The sequence below is a fragment of the Janthinobacterium sp. SUN137 genome (genome assembly GCF_030587265.1).
GTDB lineage: Bacteria > Pseudomonadota > Gammaproteobacteria > Burkholderiales > Burkholderiaceae_D > Janthinobacterium > Janthinobacterium kumbetense.
In genome coordinates, this window is record NZ_JAPWHZ010000002.1 from 1064640 (window position 1) to 1087408 (window position 22769).

Genomic DNA, 22769 nt, shown 5'->3' on the forward strand with positions numbered 1-22769 from the left:
ATTCAAGGAGCAAGTTCGTATGGCCACCACCGATACCGCGCTGGAAAACCTGCAGCAAGCCATCGTCAACGCCGCCAGTAGTGGCCCGTTCGCCCTCGATGCCGCCTTCCTGGAAGCGGGCCTGGCCGACCCGGACGTCGCGCCGCCCGAAAAATTCGACGCCATCATCGGCCAGGCATTCCAGATCGACGCGGCGCAGTTCCTGATCAGCTGCGCGGCAGCCGACGTGGGCGCCGTGAGCGACGGTGTGTTTACGGTCAGCAAGGCCAGCCTGCCCTTCATCGGCGGCCTGCTGCAAACCCCGGCCACGCTGGTGTTTTCCACGCAGCCTGCCGCCGCACGCACGCCGGGCGACGACGGGGACGACGAAGGGGATGACGCGGCCGTGCTGGTGGTGCAGGTGGCCGCCAGTCCCGCGGACTGGAACTGGGACAGCAGCTTTCCCTTCATGGGCGGCTGGCCGTTCAGCGAGTTGCCGCTGTCGGGCGCGCTGCTGGTGTTTTCCAGCGCCGACGGCGTCTATCCATGGGGCGGCGACAGCGCGCTGTCCGTCACGGGCGGCGCCAAGCAGAACCTCAGCGCCAGTGTGGCCCTGCCCGCCTTCGTGACGCCGTTTCTGGAACTGTTTTCCGACCTGGCGGCGCCGCCGGGCAAGCTGCAGATCGGCGGCTACCTGGACATGGCGCTGTACGACGGCAAGACGTTCGAATTGGGCGGCCTGATGCCCAGCGGCGTGCTGTCGGCCACGCTTAGCGAGCTCGACTGCACGTTCGCCGGCTACCTGCGCGTGGCGGCGCCCAGCCTGACCGTGACGATCCCGCCGCCCGTCGACGCGCCGCCGCCCGACGCCCTACTGCTCGACGGCGGCATGCAGCTGCTGCTGCGCGGCGCCGGCGAAGCGGACGACGAGGAAGCGGCCGACGGCGACCAGGCCGCCACGCTGGCCCTGACGGCCACGCTCAGCGTGGAAGGCGCCGGCGCCGCCGACTACACGCTGTCGCTGCTGCTGCAGCCATCGAACGCCGACGGCGACGGCAACTACGCGGTCAGCCTGGAAGCGGGCAGCGACGGGCCGCCCCTCAGTCCCGCCGCCGCCATCGGCCTGATCGGCGGGGGCGCCAGCTATTTCCGCGCCACCCCGGCCGTGCTGCAGGAGTTCCTGACGTCGTTCGGCCTCGGCGGCATGACCATCAGCGGCAGCATCCCGCCCAAGGCGGCGCCCACGGTGGACCAGGTCACGCTGCAGCTGCGCAGCGTGCGCGATCTCAGCTGGCAGCCCATCCCGGCGCCCACGCCCGCGCTGAGCTTTACCATCACCTCGTTCTTCCTCGACTGGACGGCTTACCAGCCGCTGGCGAGCAAGGCCAGCGGCAAGTCGCGCTATGAATACCTGTTCGGCACCACCTTCACCCTGTTGCCCACGGTATTTCGCAACCTCGACGGCACGCCGGGCGGCGAATTCGACGTGCAGTTCAACTCGGCGCAACTGTTCCAGGCCAGCTTTCCCGGCAAGGCCACGCTGTCGGACTTCCTGTCCGTCGTCTCGAACGGCCTCGTCAGCCTGCCCGACACCATCCAGGCCGAGGTGTCGAATATCGCGCTGAGCATAGACGGCGCGGCCCAGTCCTTCGCGTTTTCCAGCGACTACGCCATCAGCCTGTCCTTCCTGACGGTGGGCGGCGCGCCCATCCTGAGCATTTCGGATGGCCAGATCAGCCTGTCGGGCATCAGCGCCACGGTGGCCGCGGACAAGCAGGAAGGCGCGCTGGCCCTTGTCGAGGCCGGCAAGGCGGGCGCCGGCACGGCCTGGGCCGGTTCCATTTCCGGCTTGCTGGGCGTGGGCGCCAGCCTGCAGGCGGCCGTCAGCGTGGCCTACAGCAGCCAGGAAACGCCGCCCCGCTGGACCCTCTCCGCCTCGCTCGCGCAGGAACTCGACGTGGGCGAGATGATCAAGCAATTCTTTGCCGCCGGCGGCATCTATGATTTCCCGGTCTTCTTGCCAGGCAACCTGAAGATTTCCGCGTTCGCCATCGACGCGGTCATTCCCAGCGGCAAGCCCAGCACGGACCTGGCCACCAGCTACACGGTCGACACCACCTTTACCTGGCTGTTCTTGCTTGGCCAGCAACAGATCGGTTTGCAGAAAGCCACGCTCTCGGTGCAATATGACGGCGCCAAGCCGGCCGCGCAGCAATTCTCGGGCAAGGCAGACGCCGTATGGATCTATACCGCCATCAATCTGAAGCTGGGCTTCGGCTATGCATTCCAGCCGACGGACAAGGGGCCGAACCACACGCTGTACGTGAGCTGGGAAGGCTTCACGGCAACCTATACCAGCGGCAACGAGATGCTCAGCTTCACCCTGGCGGGCTGGTCCCTGGGCAGCCTGATCCAGGCGCTCGTGCGCACGCTGGGCGATCCGTATTTCGTGCTGCCGTCGCCGTGGGACTTGCTGAACCAGGTCACGCTGGACGGCCTGTCCGTCAACGTGTCGCTGAAAACCGGCGAAAAGAACCGCCTCAGCGCCACCTACACGCTCAGTTCCCCCCTCAACCTGGGCTTCATCGTCATCCGCAGCATCGTCTTCAAGCGCAATACGGACGGCAAGGTGACCCTGGCGCTGGACGCCACCGTGCCGCCATTGCTCAAAGGCAGCATGGGCGACTTGCTGGACCCGGACAAGGGACAGGACGTGGAAGAGATGCCCAGCGTGCCGGGCGCCGGTTCCAGCTATTTCAAGGTCTTCCTGCTGATGCTGGGCCAGCGCGTGGCCATCAACGGCGCGTCCGACTTCAGCTCGACCAAGGCCGTCATCGACGCGCTGGCCGGCGTGCCGCCCACCACGGGCAAGAACAATCCCGTCAACCCGGGCAGCGGCGTGCACGGCCAGCCGTATTACCAGCCGGACAGCAACTGGCTGATCGCCGCGCATTTCGGCGTGCTGCAGACGGCTGGCGTGTGGGCCGTCGACGTCCAGATCGTCTTCAACGATCCCAACCTGTACGGCTTGCGCCTGACCCTGGGCAGCCCCAAGATGGGCGGTCTGGCTGGCCTGGTGGTCGACATCCTGTACAAGAAAATCAGCGACGACGTGGGCCTGTTCCAGATCGACTTCACCTTCCCCGACAGCATCCGCAACCTGAACTTCGGCGCCGTCAGCGTGGTGCTGCCGATGATAGGCATCAAGATCTACACGAATGGCGACTTCCTGATCGACATCGGCTTTCCCTACAATATGGACTTTACGCGCTCGTTCAGCTTCAGCGCCATCGTCTACGGCGTGCCGGTGCTGGGCTCGGGCGGCGTGTATTTCGGCAAGCTGTCGGGCGCGACGGCGACGCAGGTGCCGAAAACGGATCTCGGGTATTTCAATCCCGTCATCGTCTTCGGCCTGGGCCTGCAGCTGGGCCTGGGCTACAACTTCGTCAAGGGGCCGCTGAAAGCCGGCTTCGCGCTGACCGTGTTCGGCATCATCGAAGGCGTGATCGCCACCTACCATCCGTACGACCGCAGCAACGCCGTCGCGCTGGCCAACGCCGGCGCCTCCGGCAGCGTCCAGGAAAGCAGCTATTTCAAGCTGACGGGCACGTTCGGCGTGATCGGCATGCTGTACGGCGAAGTGGACTTGAAGATCATCAGCGCTTCGCTGCTCGTCAATATCACCGTGTCGGTGCAGATCGGCTACGAATCCTACCGCGCCATCCCCCTGTCCGTGACGGCTTCGGTGCGCATCAGCCTGCGCGTCAAGATCGACCTGGGCATCTTCAGCTTCACCATTTCCGTGGGCTTTTCCGCCACCGTCAGCGCGCAATTCCGCATCGGCGACGACAGCCGGGCGCCGTGGGATGGCGGCGGCGCGCTGCGCCTGGACAGCCTGGCGCGCGGCCGCGCGCGCACCCTGCCGATGGAATTGCAGGCCGCCATGCTGCGCGCCGCGCCGCGCCGCCAGCCGCGACGCGTGCTGCGCACCGACGCCAAGCCGGTGCTGCAACTGGTGACGGCGCCGCAATTCACGGTGCTGGCGCCGCAGGGCGCCACGGCCAGCAGCGCGCAGCAAGGCGCGTTCGTCTGCCTGTTCGCCATGGATGCGCCGGACCCGGCCGCCGGCGGCGCGGGCACCGGCACGACCTCGTTCGACCTGCTGTGCAAGGCGTATTTCCCGTGGCTGCTCGACGCCCTGCAGCCGGCGGTGCGGGCCGACGCCGAGGCGCTGGACCTGGCTGCCGCCGCGACCGCCAGCGTCACGCTGGCGCAGCTGGTGGCGGGCATCCAGGTGCTGGCCGACCCCGCCATGCAGCCATTCGGCATGGGCGACCTGCTGCATTTCCTCGCCGACAGCTTCATCGTGAACATCAGCGCGCCGGGAGCCAATATGGACGGCGCCACGCTCTTCCCGCTGTTCGACGGGCTGCGGCTGGACGTCCCCGACCCGCAAGGCGGCGCCGGCACGCAAGCGATCGACCTCGAGACCTACGCGACGGCGACGGAACAGTACCGCAGCACGGTGGCCGGCGTGCTGCGCCAGGTGGCCGCCAAGGTGGGCAAGGCGCCCGCCAAGCCCGCGCTGCTGGCGCAGGACGACGCCGAGCCCGAATCGATGGCGGCCTTCATCTTCGTCGACGTCTTCAGCCTGATCGGCCGCGCGCTGCTGCAATCGGCCATCGATGCCTTCGACAATTACAGCTATGCGCTGCAGCCGGGCGACAGCATCGCCGGCATCGTCGCCGCCTTCAACCGGGCCGGCAACGCCATCGACGCGGACGACGTGTCGCTGCCGAATGCCGCGTATCCGCTGAACGGCGCGCTGCCGCTGCAGGTCGGCGGCCTGTCCGCCGTGATCCAGGCCGGCGATACGCTGGCGGCCATCGCCGCCCGTTACACGGATCCGGCCGGCGCCGGCGGGCGCTGGCACACCACCGCCGCCCAGCTCATCGGCGCGAATGCCGAGCCGCGCGCACTGCGCACGGGCGTGACGCTGGTCTTCGACTTCGGCGCCGGTGCCGTCAGCCACGTCACCGCGCCCGGCGACAGCTTCGGCGCCATCGCCGCCGCGCTGGGCGTGCCGCTGGCCACCCTGGCGCAGCAGGCATCGCTGTATGCGCGCGCCGACCTGCTGCTGCCGACGGCCATCCTCGCCGTGCCGCCGCTGGCCTATGCATCCGTCGCCGGCGACACCCTGTCCGGCATCGCCAGCCGCTTCGCCGCCACGACGGCCGCGCTGGGGCGCGACAATGCCGGCGTCGCCGATCTGTTCGCCGCGGCCCCGGGCCGGCTGGCCATCGCCCACCTCGACGCCTTGCCGCTGGAGCAGCTGTGGAGCGGCGTGCAGGCGAGCGGCGCCGTGGCCCAGGCCGCCGGCCAGGTCGCGCGCTTCATCACCTATGGCTTGCGCCTGCCGGTGGCGGCGGGCCTGAGCCTGTCGCCATCCTTCCTGTATAGCAAGACGCAGACCGACTACGCGCTGTACCAGCTGACGGGCCAGCAATTCCCCACGCCCGCCAGCGCCGCCGGAGGCTACCGCATCGGCCTGGGACGCAATGCCGTTTCGCATGGCGTCGCCCTCGATTTCATCACCTTCGCCGGCGCGCCCGGCACCAGCCTGCCCATCGACCTGGGCGCCGCATACGGCTTGCTGTCGGGCGTGCTGGCGTATGCGCAGGCAGGCAACTTCGTGCCGTCGCCTGCGCTGCACATCCTGCCGCTGGCGTCCTTGCAGCCGCGCCAGTTCCCTGCGGCAGGCTACGCCGCCTGGATCACCGCCGACCTGGCGCGCCTGACGGCCGTGACGTCCGGCGCCGCGCCAGGGGCGCGCGCCGCCGCCAGCCAGGCCACGCCCGCGCCGTATCTGTGGCAATTGCCCGACGCCATGCTGGCCAGCATCACCCAGCGCCAGGATACGCTGCAGACGCTGTACCCCCAGGCGCCATACGCGGACATACTGGCCCTGATGCCCGCCTATCGTCCCCGCATCGGCAACACGCCGCCCAACAGCAGCAGCACGGTGTTCCAGGACTTGAGCGGCTATGCCTATGCCACGCGCGTGGACTTCCAGATCACGCGCATGCCGGCCGCCACCGTGGCCACCAACGACGCCAGCGGCACCGCGCTGGCCAGCGCCGCCACCCTGGCCCACGTATACGAGCTGGTGGGACCGTCGGCCGCCGATGCCCAGCGCCTGGAATACTTGCTGAGCGGCATGGCCGCCGTGGGCGAAACCCTGGTGGCCGGCCTGTTCCTGCTGTACAGCGAAGGCGGAAGCGACCAGGTGGCGCTGACGGGCCAGGCCGATGCCGACTACCTGTGCTTCCTGACGCAAACCAATCTGTCCACGGAAAGCCATCCGCCGGCCAGCCGCATGCTGCTGGACGCGGAGGGGACGGTCTTGCCGCGCGGCATAGCCAACAGCCCCTCGCAATTCATCAAGCTGCTGTGGGAGCAATCGGTGGTGCGCGGCGGCGGCTACTATCTGTATTTCGAGGACATGGTGTCGGGCGCCGGCTTGCCCCCATCCGTCTTCGACGCCACGGGCACGGCCACGCTGACCCTGGTGGTGCCGCTGGCGCGCCAGGCGGCGGGCGCCGCCGACACCGTGCCGAACTTCGTCAACGCCCTGTTGACGACGCAAGCGATCGATCCGCAGCAAGACGTGCTGGTGTTCGAATCGCTGAGCAAGCCGGCCAAGAGCCAGCCTTTGGCCCTGGCCGCCAAGACCACCTTGAGCGCCGTGGCCGCCACATACGGCATGGGCGTGGGACAGCTGGCGCGGCAAAACGCCGCGCGGCCGCTGCGCGCCGGCGCCAGCGTGCCCGTGGCCGGCATCCTGCACCAGCTGAACCAGCAAGACATGGCCGCGCCCGCGCAAGCGCTGGAGCAGCTGGCGGCGTACTACTCAGCCGGCGCCACCCCGCTGAGCGCGGCGCAGATTGCCGCCTACAATCCCGGCGTGACGGTGGCGCTGGGCGCGACCATGCGCATTCCGCCGCTCGTCTACCGCGTGCCCGCCAACTCTGGCGGTCCCGGCAATACCTTCGCCGCCCTGGCCGCCTACTACGGCTTGTCGGTGGACGCCCTGGCCCTGGGCGCGGCCGACACCGAAGGCCTGTACGCCGATGGCGCCGTGCTCGACGTCGACAGCCTGGCCCTCGATGCGCAAGCGACCTTGGCGCCAGGCAACCTGTCGTTCCAGCTCAAGCGCACCAACGACGGCGTGCCCGTGCTGCCGCCCAACCCTACGCCGCAGCAACAGCAGCAATATGCGCAAGCGACCCTGTCCGCGCTGTACAACACGCTGTCGGCCGGCCTGGGCCACAACCCGTTTTTCCTGCCCAGTCCCTACAGCCTGCCCTTCGGACCGCAGGACCATGCGAATGACAGCGACGGCGGCGACGATGGCGAAACCCACCGCCGGCGCTATGCGGCCGCGGCGCTGGCCGATTACGACTACCGCCAGGCGCTGGGCTACCTGGGCAACAACAGCCAGGGACGGCCGTTCGCCACGCTCAATGCGGCGCTGGCCAATCCGCCGGCCGGCCTGCCGCCCGCCGCCGACAATCCCTACCTGGGCGTGGGCGGCCATGCGTCGCTGGCCCTGCGCTGGCAAGACCTGTTCGGCAACACCACCGTCACGCCGTTCGAAGCGCCGCCGGCCGGCTACACGGGAGCGCTGGACCAGGCCCCCACCCCGCTGCGCTACACGGATCGCCTGCTGGGCCTGTCCGCCTGGCCGAAAGTCCAGGCCAGCTACCTGTATGGCACGGATGGGGGCGGCGCGCCCGCGCTGCTGCTGACCTTGCGCATGGATGGCCTGGCCTACACCACGCCAGCCGATGCGGCACAAGACCTGCCTTTCTATCAACGTTTGTACTTCCAGCTGCACCAGGACTATACGGGCCTGGGCGTGCCCGGACTGAGCGGCAATGCGGTGAGCATTTCCCTCAGCAACTCGCTGCTGGCCACGCCGCTGCAGCCGCTGGACGAGGCCCGGTCGCGGCAGGTGCGCGACTTCGCCGCCGCCTGCGCCATCTACTTGCAAGCCCTGGCCAATGGCGGCAGCGCCACGGCGCCCGCCGCCACGCTGTCGGTGCCGGTACCGCTGGCGCAACTGGCCAGCGCCAACCGCATCGCGCTCGACGTGGCGCTGGTGCTGACGCGCCAGGCCATCCTGCTCGATCCCGCGCTGGCGGCCCTGCCGGACGGCGCCAGCGTGATCAGCGCCGTGCTGCCGCAGGCCGACACGAACGGCGGCGCGTCCAGCTTCACCACGTTTGCCAAGGCGCTCGAAGCGTGCCTGAAGACGCCGCAATGGTCGATGCGCACAGGCGCGGGGTTGACGCGCGTGGGCAGCGCCGGACAGCAGACGCAGCAGTTGTTCGCCGTGCGTTTCAGCGACACGCCCGGCCAGGGCATCCATTTCCGCCTGGGCCAGCAAGCCAGCTACTACGCGCCGTTGCCCGTCGCCAATTCGCTGGAAAGCCGCACGGTCAGTATCGACGCCTATCCGACCAATACGCCGCATGCGCTGACGCTCAATAGCGTCGACCTGAACCTGTGGCTGCAAAGCTGTCTCGACGCGATCGACAAGTTCCTCTCGGCCACCTATGCGCCGCCCGCCTACATCCTCGATCGCCTCAACGGCGTCGCCGATCCGCTGCAAAGCGGCCAGCTGGGCCTCGTACTCAAGGCGAAACAGACGCTGGCCGACGTCATCAGCGCCACGGTCAGCCCCGTGCTCAGCAGCAGCGCCGGGGACGAAGCCACGCGCGTCAGCGCGGCCGCCACCATGCGGCAGCAGCTGCTGACCACCCTGGGGCCGGCCTTTGCCGCCGGCGCCGTGGTGGTGTACGGCGTCGACCAGGTCACGGGCGCGGACGACGAAGACGAGGGCGCGCCGCCAGCGCTGTACGGCCAGCCCGCCGCCGCAGGCACAGCCGACGGCGCGGCCGGCGACGGCAACCAGAACTACACCTTGTTCCCGACCCGGCTGCCTTTGCTAGGCACGGCCGCGCTGGACCAGAGCCGGCTGTCATTCAACTTCATCTCGAAGAATGTCGAAGGCCAGGCCTATGTGCCGCTGGACTTGCGCTACCAGATCACGCACATGGAATTCGACCAGCGCCCCGTGCCCGGCATCGAAAAATACCTGCAAAGCCAGTGGCTGCTGTTCATCACCGGTCCGTTCGAGGTACCGCTGGGCAATGGCACGCAATATATCCCCGTGCTGAACCGCGCCCTGCCCGTGCCGCCCACGGTCAACCGGCAGACCGCCACCGCGTCCGCCGCGCCGCAGGGCGGCCGCATGCGCCTGGCCGCCGGTGGCTTGCAGCCGGCCCAGCTGGCCCAGTGGGATTACGGTTTCAGCTACACCTATCGCCAGGCGGCGCAGGATGCCGTGCACGTCAGCGTGGTACTCAACGTGCCGTCGCAGGTTGCCAGGCTGTCCGCGGCGACCGGTCCCGACCTGTTCACGGCGCTGGCCGCCTTCGTCAGCAACTATCCGCTGATCTCGGCTGACCTCGACGCCTTCCTCGCGCCCCTCGACGGCAAGCAGGATACGCCCGATAGTGTCGCCAAGGCAACACTGGCCACCACCGCCTTCCAGCAGCTGGTGACCCAGGTGGCGGCCAGCTATGGCCAGCATTTCGGCACGGCGCGGCTGGCGGCGGCGCAAGGCGAGACCAGCGTGGCCGTGGAATTCGACGCGCGCCTGGAAGACCATGGCGGCGACGCCTGGTATGCGCTGCTCAATGTCACCGTCGGCGGCGTGCCCGCCACCTACAACCCGCTGTCCGGCACCCTGAGCAACGGCGCCGTCAGCGTGCCCGTGCCCGTGCTCGACATCGATGCGCAGCAGTACCGGGCCACGCCGGCCACGCCCACGCCGCCCGATGCGCTGCTGGCCTACCGCTACGCGGCCATCGCCGCCGACGCGCCCGACCTGTCGTTTGCCGCCGCGCTGGCCAATACCGGCCGCGAGGTGCGCATGCCGGGGCTGAACGTGATGGTGTACAAGAACGCCCAGGCTTCACTGTACGTGCAGCGCAACCGCTACCTGTGCCCGCCCAGCCAGACGCAGGTGTCGACCATGCACGCCTTCCTGTACCAGACGCCGGTCGTCAAGTTCAGCGACCCCATCCTGCCACGCCTGAGCTGGCAAGGTTATGATTTGCGGCAAGTCGCACCGGTGGGCGGCAGCGACGTGGCGGCCTATATGCGAGGCTTCTTCAACGCCCTCTTCACGGGCGCCTCGGGCAGCGTGCGCATCGCCATGGATGGCAGCTATTCCTACAGCGTGATGCCGGCCGTGGCGGGCTTTCCCCGCACTTCGCTGCCGGTCAGCCTGCTGCCGGCCGTGCTCGCGCCCATCGATGCGGCCCAGCCTCCCGCCGCGCCCATGGCGCTGGTGGCCCAGGTGCAGCAATGGTATGACGCGCAGCAGCCGACCACGGATGGCGGCGCCGCCATGGATTTCCGCCTGAACTTCTTTACGGACGGCGCGCCCGAGCAACTGCTGCTGTCGCTCGAAGACGTGCGCTGGGTGGTGCGGCCTTGACGCGGCGGCGCAGCGTCAAGGCACGGGCGTGAGCAGCGGCAAGCCGGCAAAGTGGGCTTGCAGATTGTCCAGCACCAGCTGGCCCATGGCGTGCCGCGTTTCCACGGTCAGGCTGCCCACGTGCGGCGTGAGCACCACGTTCGGCAAGGCGCGCAAGGCGGCTGGTACGCGCGGTTCGTCCGCGAACACGTCGAGGCCGGCCGCGCCCAGGCGGCCATCCTGCAAGGCGGCGATCAGCGCGTCTTCGTCGATCAGGGCGCCGCGGGCGATATTGATCAGCGTGCCTTGCGGGCCGAGCGCGTCGAGCACGCTGCGCTCGACGATCTGGCGCGTGGCCGGCGTGCCCGGCGCGCAGACGATCAGATAGTCGCTTTCCTGCGCCAGGGCCAGCAGCGATGCGGCGCGTGGCGCGCTCGCGCCGGCAATGGCGCGCGGCTGGAAGTAGCGCACCTTGACGCCAAACGCGGCCAGGCGCTGGGCGATGGCTTGCCCGATCTGGCCGAAACCGAAGATGCCGGCCGTCTTGCCGCGCAGGCTGGACGCGGGGACGATGGCCTCGCGGCGTTCCCAGCCGCCGTCGCGCACGAAACGGTCGAGCGCCACGATGTGCCGCGCGCTGGCCAGCAGCAAGGCCAGCGCCACGTCGGCCACGTCATCGGTCAGCACGTTCGGCGTGGTGGTGACGGCGATACCCCGCTCGCGCGCCATGTCCAGCGCCACGCCGTCGAGGCCGACGCCATTGACGGCGACGATTTCCAGCTTCGGCAGCAAGGCCATGTCGGCGGCGTTCAAGCCCAGCGCGCCCGTCGTGACGACCCCGCGGATGGCCGGCGCCCGTTCTGCCAGCCAGGCGTGGCGCTCGTTCGCCGGCACTTGCCAGGCGTGGTGGCAGGTGTAGTGCTGCTCCAGTTGCGCGTTGACGGCGGCCGAAGGGCTGGGAGCGAGGATGAGGAGTTCGGGGAGCATGGGCGTCCAGGTTGGTGTCGACAGGATTAGCAGACGCAACTTAGCATATTTGGGAACCGGCCGGGACTGAGCGCCCCGTATGCCGTGGAAACCGTGTGCCGCTTGGAAACTTTAGCCCGGGCAAGGCACGCGTTTGACCTTGCCGCCCGTCCTGGCCGGATCGGCGCCCGAGCCCGGATTCTCGGCCATGCCAAAGCACGTGGCGCCGCCGGCGCTGACGACGCGCGTGGCGGGCCGGCCGTCTGCCGTCAGGTAGTCCTCCACGCGGGTGACGGGGCCGCCGCGCCAGGCGGAGGCGACCAGTTTCTGGAAGGTGCTTTCGCTTTTGAGGTCGGCAGCGGCCAGCCACGGCTGGTCTTGCCTGCGTTCGCCGCGCAGGGCCTTGTCGGCGGCGCCAGCCGCCAGCCGGGCGCGCGTGCGCAAGTCGGCCGTGGCAGGCGCCGTGGCCGGCGCGGCGGGAAATTCCTCGGCCGGTACGGTGATCGCTTCGGCCGCCACGGGCGGCGGCGCGAAGAAGACGGGCGGCGCAGCGGGCGGCGCGACAGCCCGCGCGCGCGGCGCAGGAGCCGGCATGGGCATCGGCAAGGCCATCGGCGGCGTCTGCGGCAACGCGCGGGGCGGCAGCAAGGTCATGAATGCCACTTCCGTGTATTGCTTGAGTTGCCGCGCCGGCAAGAGCAGGAAATACAGGCCCAGCACGTGCATGGCCAGAATCAGCGCGACGGCCGCGCCTTTCAGGCTCAAGCCGTCCCGTATGCGCATGCGCATGGAAGCGGACGGTATATGGCGAAGCAATGGCATGCGGTGTCCTGTGGGCGCGGGGCGCGATGGCCTATTCTAGCGAAACTTGAATATGTGCATTAATAAATCCATAAGGTATCGCCTGGCGCGCCTTTTTCCGCCAGATTCCAGCACCCTGGCTTGCCCGGTGTTGTACGAATGGCGACTTTCTTGACCGCTTTCTCACACTTTCCCACGCGCTGCGCCACGCTGGAATATAATGATAATCATTCTCATTAATATCCAAACAATACCATGCGCACCTCCCACCTCGTCCCTACCCCGTTCGCCCTGGCCGCCTTCCTGCTGGCCAGCGCCGCCCACGCCCAAGCCACCACCACCGCGCCGGCCGGCGACGCGCAAACCATGCCCACGGTAGTCGTCAATGCCTCGGCCGATGCGTCGGCGGAAGGGTTGTCGAAGGCGTATGCGGGTGGCCAGGTGGCGCGCGGCGGGCGCATGGGCATCCTCGGTGCCGTGGACATGATGGATTCGCCATTCGGCAGCACCAGTTACACGCAGCAATTCATTGCCGACCAGCAAGCGCGCAGCGTGGGCGACTTGCTGCAGAGCGATCCGGCCGTGCGCATGTCGCGCGGCTATGGCAATTTCCAGGAAGTGTATGTGATCCGCGGCTTCGCCCTCGATTCCGACGACGTGGCGTACAACGGCCTGTACGGCGTGCTGCCCCGTCAATATGTATCGCCGGAATTGATCGAGCGCGTGGAAGTGTTCCGTGGCGCCAGCGCCTTCCTGAATGGCGCGGCACCGGGCGGCAGCGGCATCGGCGGCGCCATCAATCTGATGCCCAAGCGCGCCGGCAATGCGCCGCTGACGGAATTGACGGTGGGCGTGGAATCGGGCGGCCACGCCTATGCAGCCATCGACGTGGCGCGCCGCTTTGGCGAGCGCCAGGAATTCGGCGTGCGCGTCAACGCCGCCAAGCGCCAGGGCGAGACCGGCATCAAGCGCGAAGACCACGACGTGGGCATGTTCTCGGTCGGCCTCGACTACCGCGGCAGCGGCTACCGCCTGTCGGCCGACGCCGGCTACCAGAATTTCGACCTGACATCGCCGCGCCCGTCCGTCGGCATTGGCAGCGTGGCCGTGCTGCCCTCCGCACCCGATGCGTCGAAGAACTTTGCCCAGCCGTGGAGCTATTCCAAGGAACACGATGTGTTCGGCACGGCGCGCGCCGAAGTGGACCTGGCCAAGGATGTCGTGGCCTGGGCCGCATTTGGCTCCCGCTCGACCAAGGAAGCCAACAGCCTGGCCGAGCCGACGTTGACTTCGATCAATGGCGACGCCACGGTGTCGCGCTTCGACAATGCGCGCAAGCAAGAAATCCGCACGGGCGAACTGGGCATTCGCGGCAAGCTCGTTACGGGCGCCGTCAAGCACACCCTGGTGGCCAGCTGGTCCGGGCACTGGAATGAAGCGAAGAATGCGTATGCGATCGGCGACAAGTTTGCCACCAACATTTACGCACCGGTCAACGTGACGGCGCCGCCGGCGCCCTACACGGGCGGCATCATGAGCGACCCGCGCATCACCCAGAAAACCATCCTCAACAGCTACGCCCTGGCCGACACCATGGCCTTCCTCGACGACAAGCTGCTGCTGACCGTAGGCTTGCGCCGCCAGCAGATCAAGGATGCCGCTTACGACTACAACACCTCGGCGCCGCAAGGCAAGGCCTATGACGAGAGCGCCACGACGCCCGTGGCCGGCATCGTCTTCAAGGCCCGCAAGGACGTGTCGCTGTACGCCAACTACATCGAAGCGCTGGTCAAGGGGCCGACGGCCACGGGAACGTATCTGGAAAACGGCCAACATGTCAATGTCGACAACATGGGCGAGGTGTTTGCGCCGTATAAATCGAAGCAGAAGGAAATCGGCGTCAAGTATGACGGCGGCAAGCTGGGCATGAGCGCGGCCCTGTTCACGACAAGCAAGCCTTTGCTGGCTGTGCTCGGCAAGCGGGCCGAACTTGATGGAGAGCAACGCAACCGCGGCCTGGAATTGTCGATTTTCGGCACGCCGATGCAGGGCGTGCGCCTGCTGGGCGGCTTGACCTGGCTCGATGCAAAGCTCAGCAATACCGGCGTGGCCGCCAACAATGGCAAGAAACCCATCGGCGCACCGGAAACGCAGATGAGCGTGGGCGGCGAATGGGACGTGCCCGGCGCGCCAGGCCTGACCCTGAACGCCCGCACCATCTACACCTCGACGCAATACGCGGACCTGGCCAACACCCGGCAACTGCCATCGTGGACCCGCCTCGACATCGGCGCGCGCTACCTGACGCAAGTGGCGGGCCGTGACGTGACCTTGCGCGCCCGCGTGGACAACGCGACGGACCGCAATTACTGGTCGTCAGCCGTGTCGTCCTTCAATATCGGCTCGCTGGTGCTGGCCGCGCCGCGCACCGTGGTCGTGTCGGCCAGCGTGGCGTTTTAACGACCGCGCGCCTGCCGCACGATGAAAAGCTGCCTTCGGGCAGCTTTTTTTATGTGTGTGCGCCTGTGCCGCAAGGCCCGCTTCGGCGACAATGCCGACATGAAACGACTCCCTGCCCTGCTGCTGTTGCTTTGCCTGTCCCTGCCGGCCCTTGCCCAAAAACAAGCCGCCTGCCCGTACGCCGCCTGGAAAAGCGGCTTCAAGGGCGATGCGCTGGCGCAAGCCACGTGTTTGCTGCGTCCCGTCAAGCTGTATGCGCGCCTGGGCGACAGCGCGCCGCTGCCGGACTTTCTGGCCGCCCGCATCGGCCAGCGCGCGGGCATCGCCCCGGCCCGCCTGCGCGCCTGGCTGGCGGAACAGGGCATCGCCGAGGCGGACGTGGGCGGCGCCGTCGATGCGCCCCTGTCGCGCGCCGTGGGCCGGCTGGCCGCGCCGATGGCGCGCTATTTCGTCATCCACGACACCAGCTACCCGAATTTCCTGCTTGACGCCATTCCCGGCCACATCAACGACGCCAGCTGGGATTTCAACGACTTCAGCTTGCGCAATCCGGCGCTGGGCGGCGGTCCGAAAGGCCATGTCTACGTGAACCGCCTGGGCGGTTCCTTGCAGGTGCGCGATTTCGGCATGGCCAGCTATGCCAGCAAGCTGGAAAAGGACAAGCCTTCGCTGACGGGCCTGTTCCTGCACGTGGAACTGGTGCAACCGCGCAACTCCGTGCCCGGCGGCGGCAAGGGCAACGATGGCCTGGCGCCCGATCCCGGCTTTACGCCGGCCCAATACGACCGCCTGGCCCTGCTGTATATCGCCGCCAGCGTGCGCAAGGGAACGTGGCTGATTCCCGCCTTCCACGCCGTGCTCGATACAGGGTTTGCGAATGGTCATGATGACCCACAGAACTTTTCGCTGACCGAGTGGTCAGCCTCGCTTTCCCGCCTGTATGCGGCCTTGCGCCAGGCCGAGACTGGACAATAAAGCGTTTCCCCGCCGGCTGATTAGGTGCATACTATTGCAAGCATAGTCACTGCGGTCAGGGAGGCCAGGTGAGCATCAGCACGGATCAGCATGCGGGTCGCCAGGCCGGCGCGCACCAGCCATTGCAGCGCGCGCAGCGCATCTTCGCCATGCGCGACGCCGTCCTCGAGGCCTGGGAACAGCGTGTGCGCGCCAGCGTGCGCGGCGCGGACCAGCTGCTCACGCCCATACTCATCAATACCTTGCCGGCCTTTTTCGACAATCTGGCCGAAGCCCTCACCCCCGGCCACCCGCGCGACAACGCCGCCAGCAACAGCAACGTGCCCGCCGTGCATGGCAACGAACGGGCGCGCATGACCAATTACGGCCCGGAACAGGTGATCCAGGAATACCAGATCTTCCGCGACTGCTTCGCCGCCACTGCGCATGAGTCCGGCATCACCCTGCGCAGCAAGGATTGGCAAGTGATCAACAAGTCGATCGACGTGGGCATCCGCGAATCGATACGCGAATTTACCAGCATGCACGAAAGCTTCCGGCGCCGCGTCGCGGCCGGCCTGTCGCACGACATGCGCAATCCCCTGGCCGTCATCAGCACCAGCGCCCAGCTGCTGTTCAGGCCAGCCGACCCGGAACGGGTAGTATTGCTGGCGCACAAGATTGTCGAGCACAGCAAGCGGCTCGACAGCATGATCGAGGAATTGCTCGATGGCCTCAGCTACCACCAGGGCCAGCAGCTGCCGCTGGTGCTGAGCCAATTCGACGTGCTGCCGCTGGTACACGCCGTGGCCGGCCAGGTCAACTTGCAGCGGCCGGACAAATGCCGGGTCAGCGGGCAAGCCGTCACCGGCTGGTGGTGCGAGAACTCGCTGCGGCGCGCGCTGGAAAACCTGCTCGGCAATGCACTCAAGTATGGCGACGACACGCCCATCAGCGTGCACGTGGAAGCGGTCCACGAACGCCTGATCGTCACCGTCCACAATGGCGGCCAGGCCATCGCGCCGGAACAGGCTGCCCGCATCTTCGACTACTTGCGCCGCGAAAACGACAACCCCGCGCCAGGCTGGGGCATCGGCCTGCCCTTCGTGCAAAGCGTGGCGGAAAGCCACGGCGGCAGCATCGCCGTCGACAGCGCGTCCGAAACGGGCACCAGCTTCATCTTCGACGTGCCCGTCGATTGCCGCCCCTTCGTCCCGTCCGCCGACGTCCCCAAGAGTGGCGCCTAGCGCACCGAATTGGTGCAAGGAATGGCGCGACGCCACAAAAGTGGTCATCTTTACACCTGTTCACGCCCGCCCCGTTGGCACGCTTCCTGCTGAGCTATACCCAGACACGGCTCAAGGGAAATCACAACATGGCAAATTTTTTCAATGAAATGACTGCAAATGAAGTGGGTACGGACAGCAAGGTACGTGAACACTATCGTGAATTCAGCAATTGGCTGGAACAGCAATCGCCCGAGACCATCGCCCGCAAGCGGGCCGAAGCCGACCTCACGTTCCGCCGGGTCGGCATCACGTTCGCCGTCTACGGCGACGATGCCGGCACGGAACGCCTGATTCCCTTCGACACCATCCCCCGCATCATCCCCGCCGCCGAATGGGCGCAGATGCAGACGGGCCTGGTGCAGCGCGTGCAAGCCTTGAACATGTTCATCCATGATATTTATCATGAGCAAAACATCATCAAGGCGGGCATCATTCCCGCCGAGCAAATCTACAAGAATGCCCAGTACCGACCGGAAATGCAGGGTATTTCCGTCGCTTCCGACATCTACGCCCACATCGCGGGCGTCGACATCGTGCGCGCCGGCCAGGGCGAATTCTATGTACTGGAAGACAATTTGCGCGTGCCCTCCGGCGTGTCCTACATGCTGGAAGACCGCAAGATGATGATGCGGCTGTTCCCGGAACTGTTCGCGCGCAACCGCATCGCCCCCGTCGACCACTATCCGGACATGCTGCTCGACAACCTGCGTTCCGTGGCGCCCATGGGCGTGGACGACCCGACCGTCGTCGTCATGACGCCCGGCATGTACAACTCCGCCTACTTCGAGCACGCGTTTTTGGCCCAGCAGATGGGCGTGGAACTGGTGGAAGGCAAGGATTTGTTTGTCAACGACAACTCCGTCTACATGCGCACCACGCGCGGTCCGAAGCGCGTGGACGTCATCTACCGCCGCGTGGACGACGACTTCCTCGACCCGCTGGCCTTCCGTTCCGATTCGTCGCTGGGCGTGCCGGGCTTGCTGTCCGTGTATCGCGCAGGAAGAGTCACGCTGGCGAACGCCATCGGCACGGGCGTGGCCGACGACAAGTCGATCTATCCTTTTGTGCCCGACATGATCAAGTTTTACTTGTCGCAGGAGCCGATCCTCAACAACGTGCCCACGTACCAATGCCGCAAACCGGCCGATTTGTCCTACGTGCTGGCGAATTTGCCCAAACTCGTGGTGAAGGAAGTGCATGGCGCGGGCGGCTACGGCATGCTGGTGGGGCCGGCGTCCAGCCTGGCGCAGATCGAGGATTTCCGCCAGCGACTGCTGGCCAATCCGGGCGGCTACATTGCCCAGCCGACACTTGCCCTGTCCGCCTGCCCCACGTATGTCGAGGCCGGCATTGCGCCGCGCCACATCGATTTGCGGCCGTTCGTGCTGTCCGGCAAGACAATTTCCATGGTGCCGGGCGGCCTGACCCGCGTGGCCCTCGGCGAAGGCTCGCTGGTGGTCAATTCCTCGCAAGGGGGCGGCACCAAGGATACCTGGGTATTGGAAGCCACATCCGCTTTTGCAGGAGAAAAAACATGCTGAGCCGCACCGCCGATCATTTATTCTGGATGGCCCGCTACACGGAGCGGGCGGAAAACACGGCGCGCATGCTGGACGTCAACATGCAGACGTCGATGCTGCCGCAATCGGAGCAGGACGCGGAACAGGGCTGGCGCGCCACCCTGGGTATTTCCGAGCTGCAAAGCGCGTATGACCATAAATATGGCCGCTTCCACACGCGCGACGTGCTCGACTTCATGGTGCGCGACCCGAACAACCCGTCTTCCATCCTCGCCTGCCTGACGGGCGCGCGCGAAAACGCCCGCGCCGTACGGGGCACCCTGACGACGGAAGTGTGGGAAATCCAGAACGCCACCTGGCTCGACATGCAAAAGCGCCTGAAGAGCAATCTGCTGGAAACGGACCCCAGCCAGTTCTTCGAATGGGTGAAATACCGCTCGCATTTGTCGCGCGGCGTGACCCTGGGCACCATGCTCAAGGATGAAGCCATCCACTTCATCCGCCTGGGCACCTTCCTGGAGCGGGCCGACAACACGGCGCGCATCCTCGACGTGAAGTTCCACGGCGCGCGCGACACGTCGAAAGACATCACCCAGCGCGATTTCTACTACTGGGCGGCCCTGCTGCGCTCCGTTTCCGGCTTCGAAATCTACCGCAAGGTCTACCGCGACGTGATCACCCCGGCACGGGTGGCGGAATTGCTGATGCTGCGCGGCGACATGCCCAGGTCGCTCTTGGCCTGCATGGATGACGTGGTGGAAAACCTGAAACATATCCGCAACGACGTGTCGGCCGATACGGAGCGTTTCGCCGGCAAACTGCATGCGGAACTGAAATTCGGCCATATCGACGACATCATGAAGGCGGGCCTGCACCATACATTGACGGAATTTCTGGAAAACATCTATGACCTGGGCAACCGGGTCAGCCGCGACTTCCTCGTTCCCTTGGCGGCCTGATGCAGCTCACCATCCGCCACGAAACCCATTACGCCTATAGTGCGCCGCTGGCCTACACCATCCAGCAGTTGCACCTGACGCCGCGTATCGAGCCGCAGCAGCGCGCCCTGTCCTGGCATATTTCCACGCCGGGCCAGTGCCACGCCTACACGGATGCCTACGGCAATCTGTCGCACATGCTGACGATTAACGGCAGCCATCAGTCGCTGAGCCTGGTGGCGCACGGCGTGGTGGAAACCATCTACCCGCACAAGGGACGGCTGAACCTGGTCGATACCCTGTCGCCGCTGTTGTTTACCATGCCGACACCGCTGACCCAGGCCAATCCGGCCATCCTCGAACTGACGGCCGCCAGCCTGCCGGACCGCCGCGTGACGGCCGGCACGGGCCATTTGCTGCGCCTGGCCGAGCACATCGTCGGCAAGGTCGCGTATGAAAGCGGCGCCACCATGGTCACCACCACGGCCGGCGACGCCCTGGCCCTGGGGCGCGGCGTGTGCCAGGACCACGCCCATTTGTTCCTCGCGTGCTGCCACGCCTGGGGCATCCCTGCCCGTTATGTGTCCGGCTATATCGATCCGGGCACGACGGGCCACGCGGCCAGCCATGCCTGGGTCGACGCCTGGGCGGAAGACACGGATTTCGCGGGCTGGGTCAGCATCGACGTCACGCATGCGCGGCTGATGACGGATGCGTATTGCCGCCTGGCCATCGGACGCGACTACGATTCGGCCGCGCCCGTGCGGGGCGTGCGCCAGGGTGGCGGCACGGAAACATTACGAGTCGATGTGCAGATCGTGCCCGTGTAAACGGGCAGGAATGAGGCTGGCCGGGGCTTGCAGGCGGTAGGCCGGGCCCGGCTGGTGTAAAATGCTTCCCCTTTTGATTTGATTTACGACGATGACTTATTGCATAGGCATGCGCCTGAACGAAGGCCTGGTCTTCCTGTCCGACTCCCGCACCAACGCCGGCGTGGACCAGGTGGGCACCTTCCGCAAGATGAGCGTGTTCGAAAACCCGGGCGACCGCATGCTGGTCTTGATGACGGCCGGCAATTTGTCGATCTCGCAGGCGATCCGCCAGATCGTGTCCGAGCACGTGGATGCGGACGGACGCAGCATCTGGAACGTGGCCAGCATGTACGACGCGGCCCGCATCGTGGGCGAAGCCGTGCGCACCGTGCACCTGCGCGAAGCGAAGGCGCTGGCCGACTGCGGCATCGATTTCAATGTCAGCATCATTCTCGGGGGTCAGATAGGCGCCGAGCGCTGCCGCTTGTTCCAGGTGTATTCGGCCGGCAATTTCATCGAATCGCACGATGAAAACACGTATTTCCAGATCGGCGAAGCGAAATACGGCAAGCCCATCATCGACCGGGTCATCAATCCGTTCACGCGCCTGGACGAGGCTGCCAAGTGCGCGCTCATTTCCATGGATTCGACCCTGCGCTCGAACATTTCCGTCGGCTTGCCGCTGGACCTGCTCGTCTACGAGACGGGCAGCCTGGCCGTCACGCGCTTCGTCACCATCGATGAAAAGAACCAGTATTTCCGCATGATCCGCGATACGTGGGGCGAACAATTGAAGCATGTGTTCGAAGGCATCGTCGATCCCGTGTGGAATGCGGCGCCGGAAACGACGACCAACGTATTATCGTCGTCCAACATGCAAAGCAAGCCCGTGCGCGTGGCCATCCCCGAGCACGTGAGCCGCGGCGGCCTGACCGTGGCGCCCCTGCAATCCCTGGCGCAGCAGTTCAGCGACGACAAGCAGCATTGACCGTTGACAGGCCCGCTGCGCGGGACGCTGGACAAGTCGCTTTCCGCGTGCTTTTATGGCAATATGGGTTGACATTCAATCCAGATTGACCTGAAAGGCAGGTGGCGCATGGACTTGATCACTTCCGCCGTCGTGGCAGCCATCGGGCATGGCGCGCCCGGCCATGCTCCCGAAGCCGTCGCCAGCCACTATGAACGGCTCAAGCAAGCCATCGCCAAGTTCGACAGCGCCGCCGCCATCCTGGCCGCCATCGCCGCGCTGGAAACCGAACCTGCCGATACCCGGCTGCAACTGGCCCTGTCGGCCGCCCTGTCGGCCGCGAAAGTGCCGGACGACATGGAAACCCTGTTTGCCGCGCAAGGCCTGCTCGATGCGGTGCAGCCCCCGCTGCGTCCATTTCCCCCGTCGCCCGCCCCTGCCGACCAGGGCGCCGTCGTGTCGAACTATGCGGTGGTGAAAGTGTATTTCGCCACGGACCGCCAGCGCGACGTGGGCAAGCCGCCGGCCCAGCGCTTCAGCGGCGAACGCAACATCATGGGCGGCAATGGCCCCCTCAGCTATGGCAGCTGCGACATCAGCATCCCCCGCGACCATCGCATGGGGCAGCTGGAATCGCCGTCGCTGTGGCGCCTGGAATTTCGCGACGACCCGGCCAAGCACGTGGTGGTGCTGTCGGCCGACGTGCAAGACCACGGCAACTTCTTTGCCGCCTTGAAGACCCAGATCCGCGCCTCGGCCGGCAGGAGCGCCTTTATCTTCGTGCATGGCTATAACGTGAGTTTCGAGGATGCGGCGCGGCGCACGGGACAGATGGCCTACGACCTGGGCTTTGACGGCGCGCCCGTGTTCTACAGCTGGCCGTCGCGCGGCGAGGTGGCCGGCTATACCATCGATGAAAACAATATCGAGTGGAGCACGCCCCACCTCGCCAGCTTCCTGAGCGACTTTCTCGCCAGCACGGAGGCGGCGCAAGTCTATCTGGTGGGCCACAGCATGGGCAGCCGCGGCCTGGCGCGGGCCGTGGCCGACTTACTGGCCGCGCAGCCGCATCTGGCGCAAAAGATCACGGAAATCATCCTGTCCGCGCCCGATATCGACGCCGCCATCTTCAAGCACGATATCGCGCCGAAACTGGCCGCCGCGCGCAACCCCGTCACCCTGTATGCCTCGTCGCAAGATCTGGCCCTGGCCGCCTCGAAAGCCGTGCACGGCTACCCGCGCGCGGGCGACAGCGGCGCCGGCATGCTGATCGTGGCGGGCGTGGAAACCATCGACGCCACGGGGGTCGACACGAGTTTCATGAAGCACTCTTACTTTGCGGAAAAGCGCTCGGCCCTGTCCGACATGTTTTATCTGATACGCAACCAGGCGCGCGCCGACCAGCGCTTTCTCGACCCCGTCGATACGGTGGCCGGGCGCTATTGGACGTTCAAACCGTGACGCCGTTCCATCGAGTACGGCACGCATGCTAAGATACGGCCCAGAGGGTGGCAACGGGCACGGCGATGACGCC

Annotated in this window: 11 protein-coding genes; 9 read left to right on the top strand and 2 right to left on the bottom strand. The window is 66.6% G+C overall.

All coding sequences use genetic code 11. The annotated features are described in order from the left end of the window. Positions 1-19: 19 nt before the first annotated feature. Complete coding sequence (locus O3298_RS13025; protein WP_305059591.1) at positions 20-10549, top strand: LysM peptidoglycan-binding domain-containing protein; 10530 nt, start codon at positions 20-22, stop codon at positions 10547-10549. 15 nt (positions 10550-10564) lie between these two features. On the opposite strand, the gene O3298_RS13030 is transcribed toward O3298_RS13025, so the two are convergent. Both O3298_RS13030 and O3298_RS13035 read right to left on the bottom strand, forming a co-directional pair. Further along, the gene (locus O3298_RS13030) at positions 10565-11515 is read right to left on the bottom strand and encodes a 2-hydroxyacid dehydrogenase (RefSeq protein ID WP_305059592.1); all 951 of its coding nucleotides are present in this window, start codon (positions 11513-11515) and stop codon (positions 10565-10567) included. Positions 11516-11626: 111 nt separating this feature from the next. Further along, entirely contained in the window at positions 11627-12316 is a 690-nt protein-coding gene (locus O3298_RS13035) for a hypothetical protein (protein ID WP_305059593.1), read from the bottom strand. A gap of 234 nt (positions 12317-12550) precedes the next feature. Here O3298_RS13035 and O3298_RS13040 point away from each other — a divergent pair, with 234 nt between their 5' ends. The 8 genes from O3298_RS13040 to O3298_RS13075 all read left to right on the top strand — a co-directional run bounded on the left by O3298_RS13040 (position 12551) and on the right by O3298_RS13075 (position 22696). After that, positions 12551-14755, top strand: a complete 2205-nt coding sequence (locus O3298_RS13040) for a TonB-dependent siderophore receptor (RefSeq protein ID WP_305059594.1) — start codon at positions 12551-12553, stop codon at positions 14753-14755. A 99-nt stretch (positions 14756-14854) separates the two neighbouring features. Further along, positions 14855-15730, top strand: a complete 876-nt coding sequence (locus tag O3298_RS13045; protein ID WP_305059595.1) for a hypothetical protein — start codon at positions 14855-14857, stop codon at positions 15728-15730. A 68-nt stretch (positions 15731-15798) separates the two neighbouring features. Beyond that, complete coding sequence (locus O3298_RS13050; RefSeq protein WP_251348800.1) at positions 15799-16956, top strand: HAMP domain-containing sensor histidine kinase; 1158 nt, start codon at positions 15799-15801, stop codon at positions 16954-16956. Between the two features lie 128 nt (positions 16957-17084). Further along, on the top strand, positions 17085-18539 hold the full coding sequence (locus tag O3298_RS13055; protein WP_305059596.1) for a circularly permuted type 2 ATP-grasp protein: 1455 nt from the start codon (positions 17085-17087) through the stop codon (positions 18537-18539). Continuing rightward, positions 18533-19477: an alpha-E domain-containing protein gene (locus O3298_RS13060; RefSeq protein WP_034787425.1), complete on the top strand. Its 945-nt coding sequence runs from the start codon at positions 18533-18535 to the stop codon at positions 19475-19477. The genes O3298_RS13055 and O3298_RS13060 overlap by 7 nt, the downstream gene beginning before the upstream one ends. Further along, positions 19477-20286 (top strand): transglutaminase family protein, encoded by an 810-nt coding sequence (locus O3298_RS13065; RefSeq protein WP_077404315.1) that lies wholly within the window; start codon positions 19477-19479, stop codon positions 20284-20286. The genes O3298_RS13060 and O3298_RS13065 overlap by 1 nt, the downstream gene beginning before the upstream one ends. A gap of 91 nt (positions 20287-20377) precedes the next feature. Continuing rightward, the gene (locus O3298_RS13070; protein WP_077404313.1) at positions 20378-21256 is read left to right on the top strand and encodes a peptidase; all 879 of its coding nucleotides are present in this window, start codon (positions 20378-20380) and stop codon (positions 21254-21256) included. Between the two features lie 108 nt (positions 21257-21364). Beyond that, on the top strand, positions 21365-22696 hold the full coding sequence (locus tag O3298_RS13075; protein WP_305059597.1) for an alpha/beta hydrolase: 1332 nt from the start codon (positions 21365-21367) through the stop codon (positions 22694-22696). Positions 22697-22769 lie beyond the last annotated feature (73 nt).

Bases quoted from the DNA above. Each gene is read 5' to 3' on its own strand.
- O3298_RS13040 (WP_305059594.1), top strand. From the start codon at position 12,551: ATGCGCACCTCCCACCTCGTCCCTACCCCGTTCGCCCTGGCCGCCTTC.
- O3298_RS13030 (WP_305059592.1), bottom strand. From the start codon at position 11,515: ATGCTCCCCGAACTCCTCATCCTCGCTCCCAGCCCTTCGGCCGCCGTC.
- O3298_RS13045 (WP_305059595.1), top strand. From the start codon at position 14,855: ATGAAACGACTCCCTGCCCTGCTGCTGTTGCTTTGCCTGTCCCTGCCG.
- O3298_RS13075 (WP_305059597.1), top strand. From the start codon at position 21,365: ATGGACTTGATCACTTCCGCCGTCGTGGCAGCCATCGGGCATGGCGCG.
- O3298_RS13025 (WP_305059591.1), top strand. From the start codon at position 20: ATGGCCACCACCGATACCGCGCTGGAAAACCTGCAGCAAGCCATCGTC.
- O3298_RS13060 (WP_034787425.1), top strand. From the start codon at position 18,533: ATGCTGAGCCGCACCGCCGATCATTTATTCTGGATGGCCCGCTACACG.
- O3298_RS13055 (WP_305059596.1), top strand. From the start codon at position 17,085: ATGGCAAATTTTTTCAATGAAATGACTGCAAATGAAGTGGGTACGGAC.
- O3298_RS13035 (WP_305059593.1), bottom strand. From the start codon at position 12,316: ATGCCATTGCTTCGCCATATACCGTCCGCTTCCATGCGCATGCGCATA.
- O3298_RS13065 (WP_077404315.1), top strand. From the start codon at position 19,477: ATGCAGCTCACCATCCGCCACGAAACCCATTACGCCTATAGTGCGCCG.
- O3298_RS13070 (WP_077404313.1), top strand. From the start codon at position 20,378: ATGACTTATTGCATAGGCATGCGCCTGAACGAAGGCCTGGTCTTCCTG.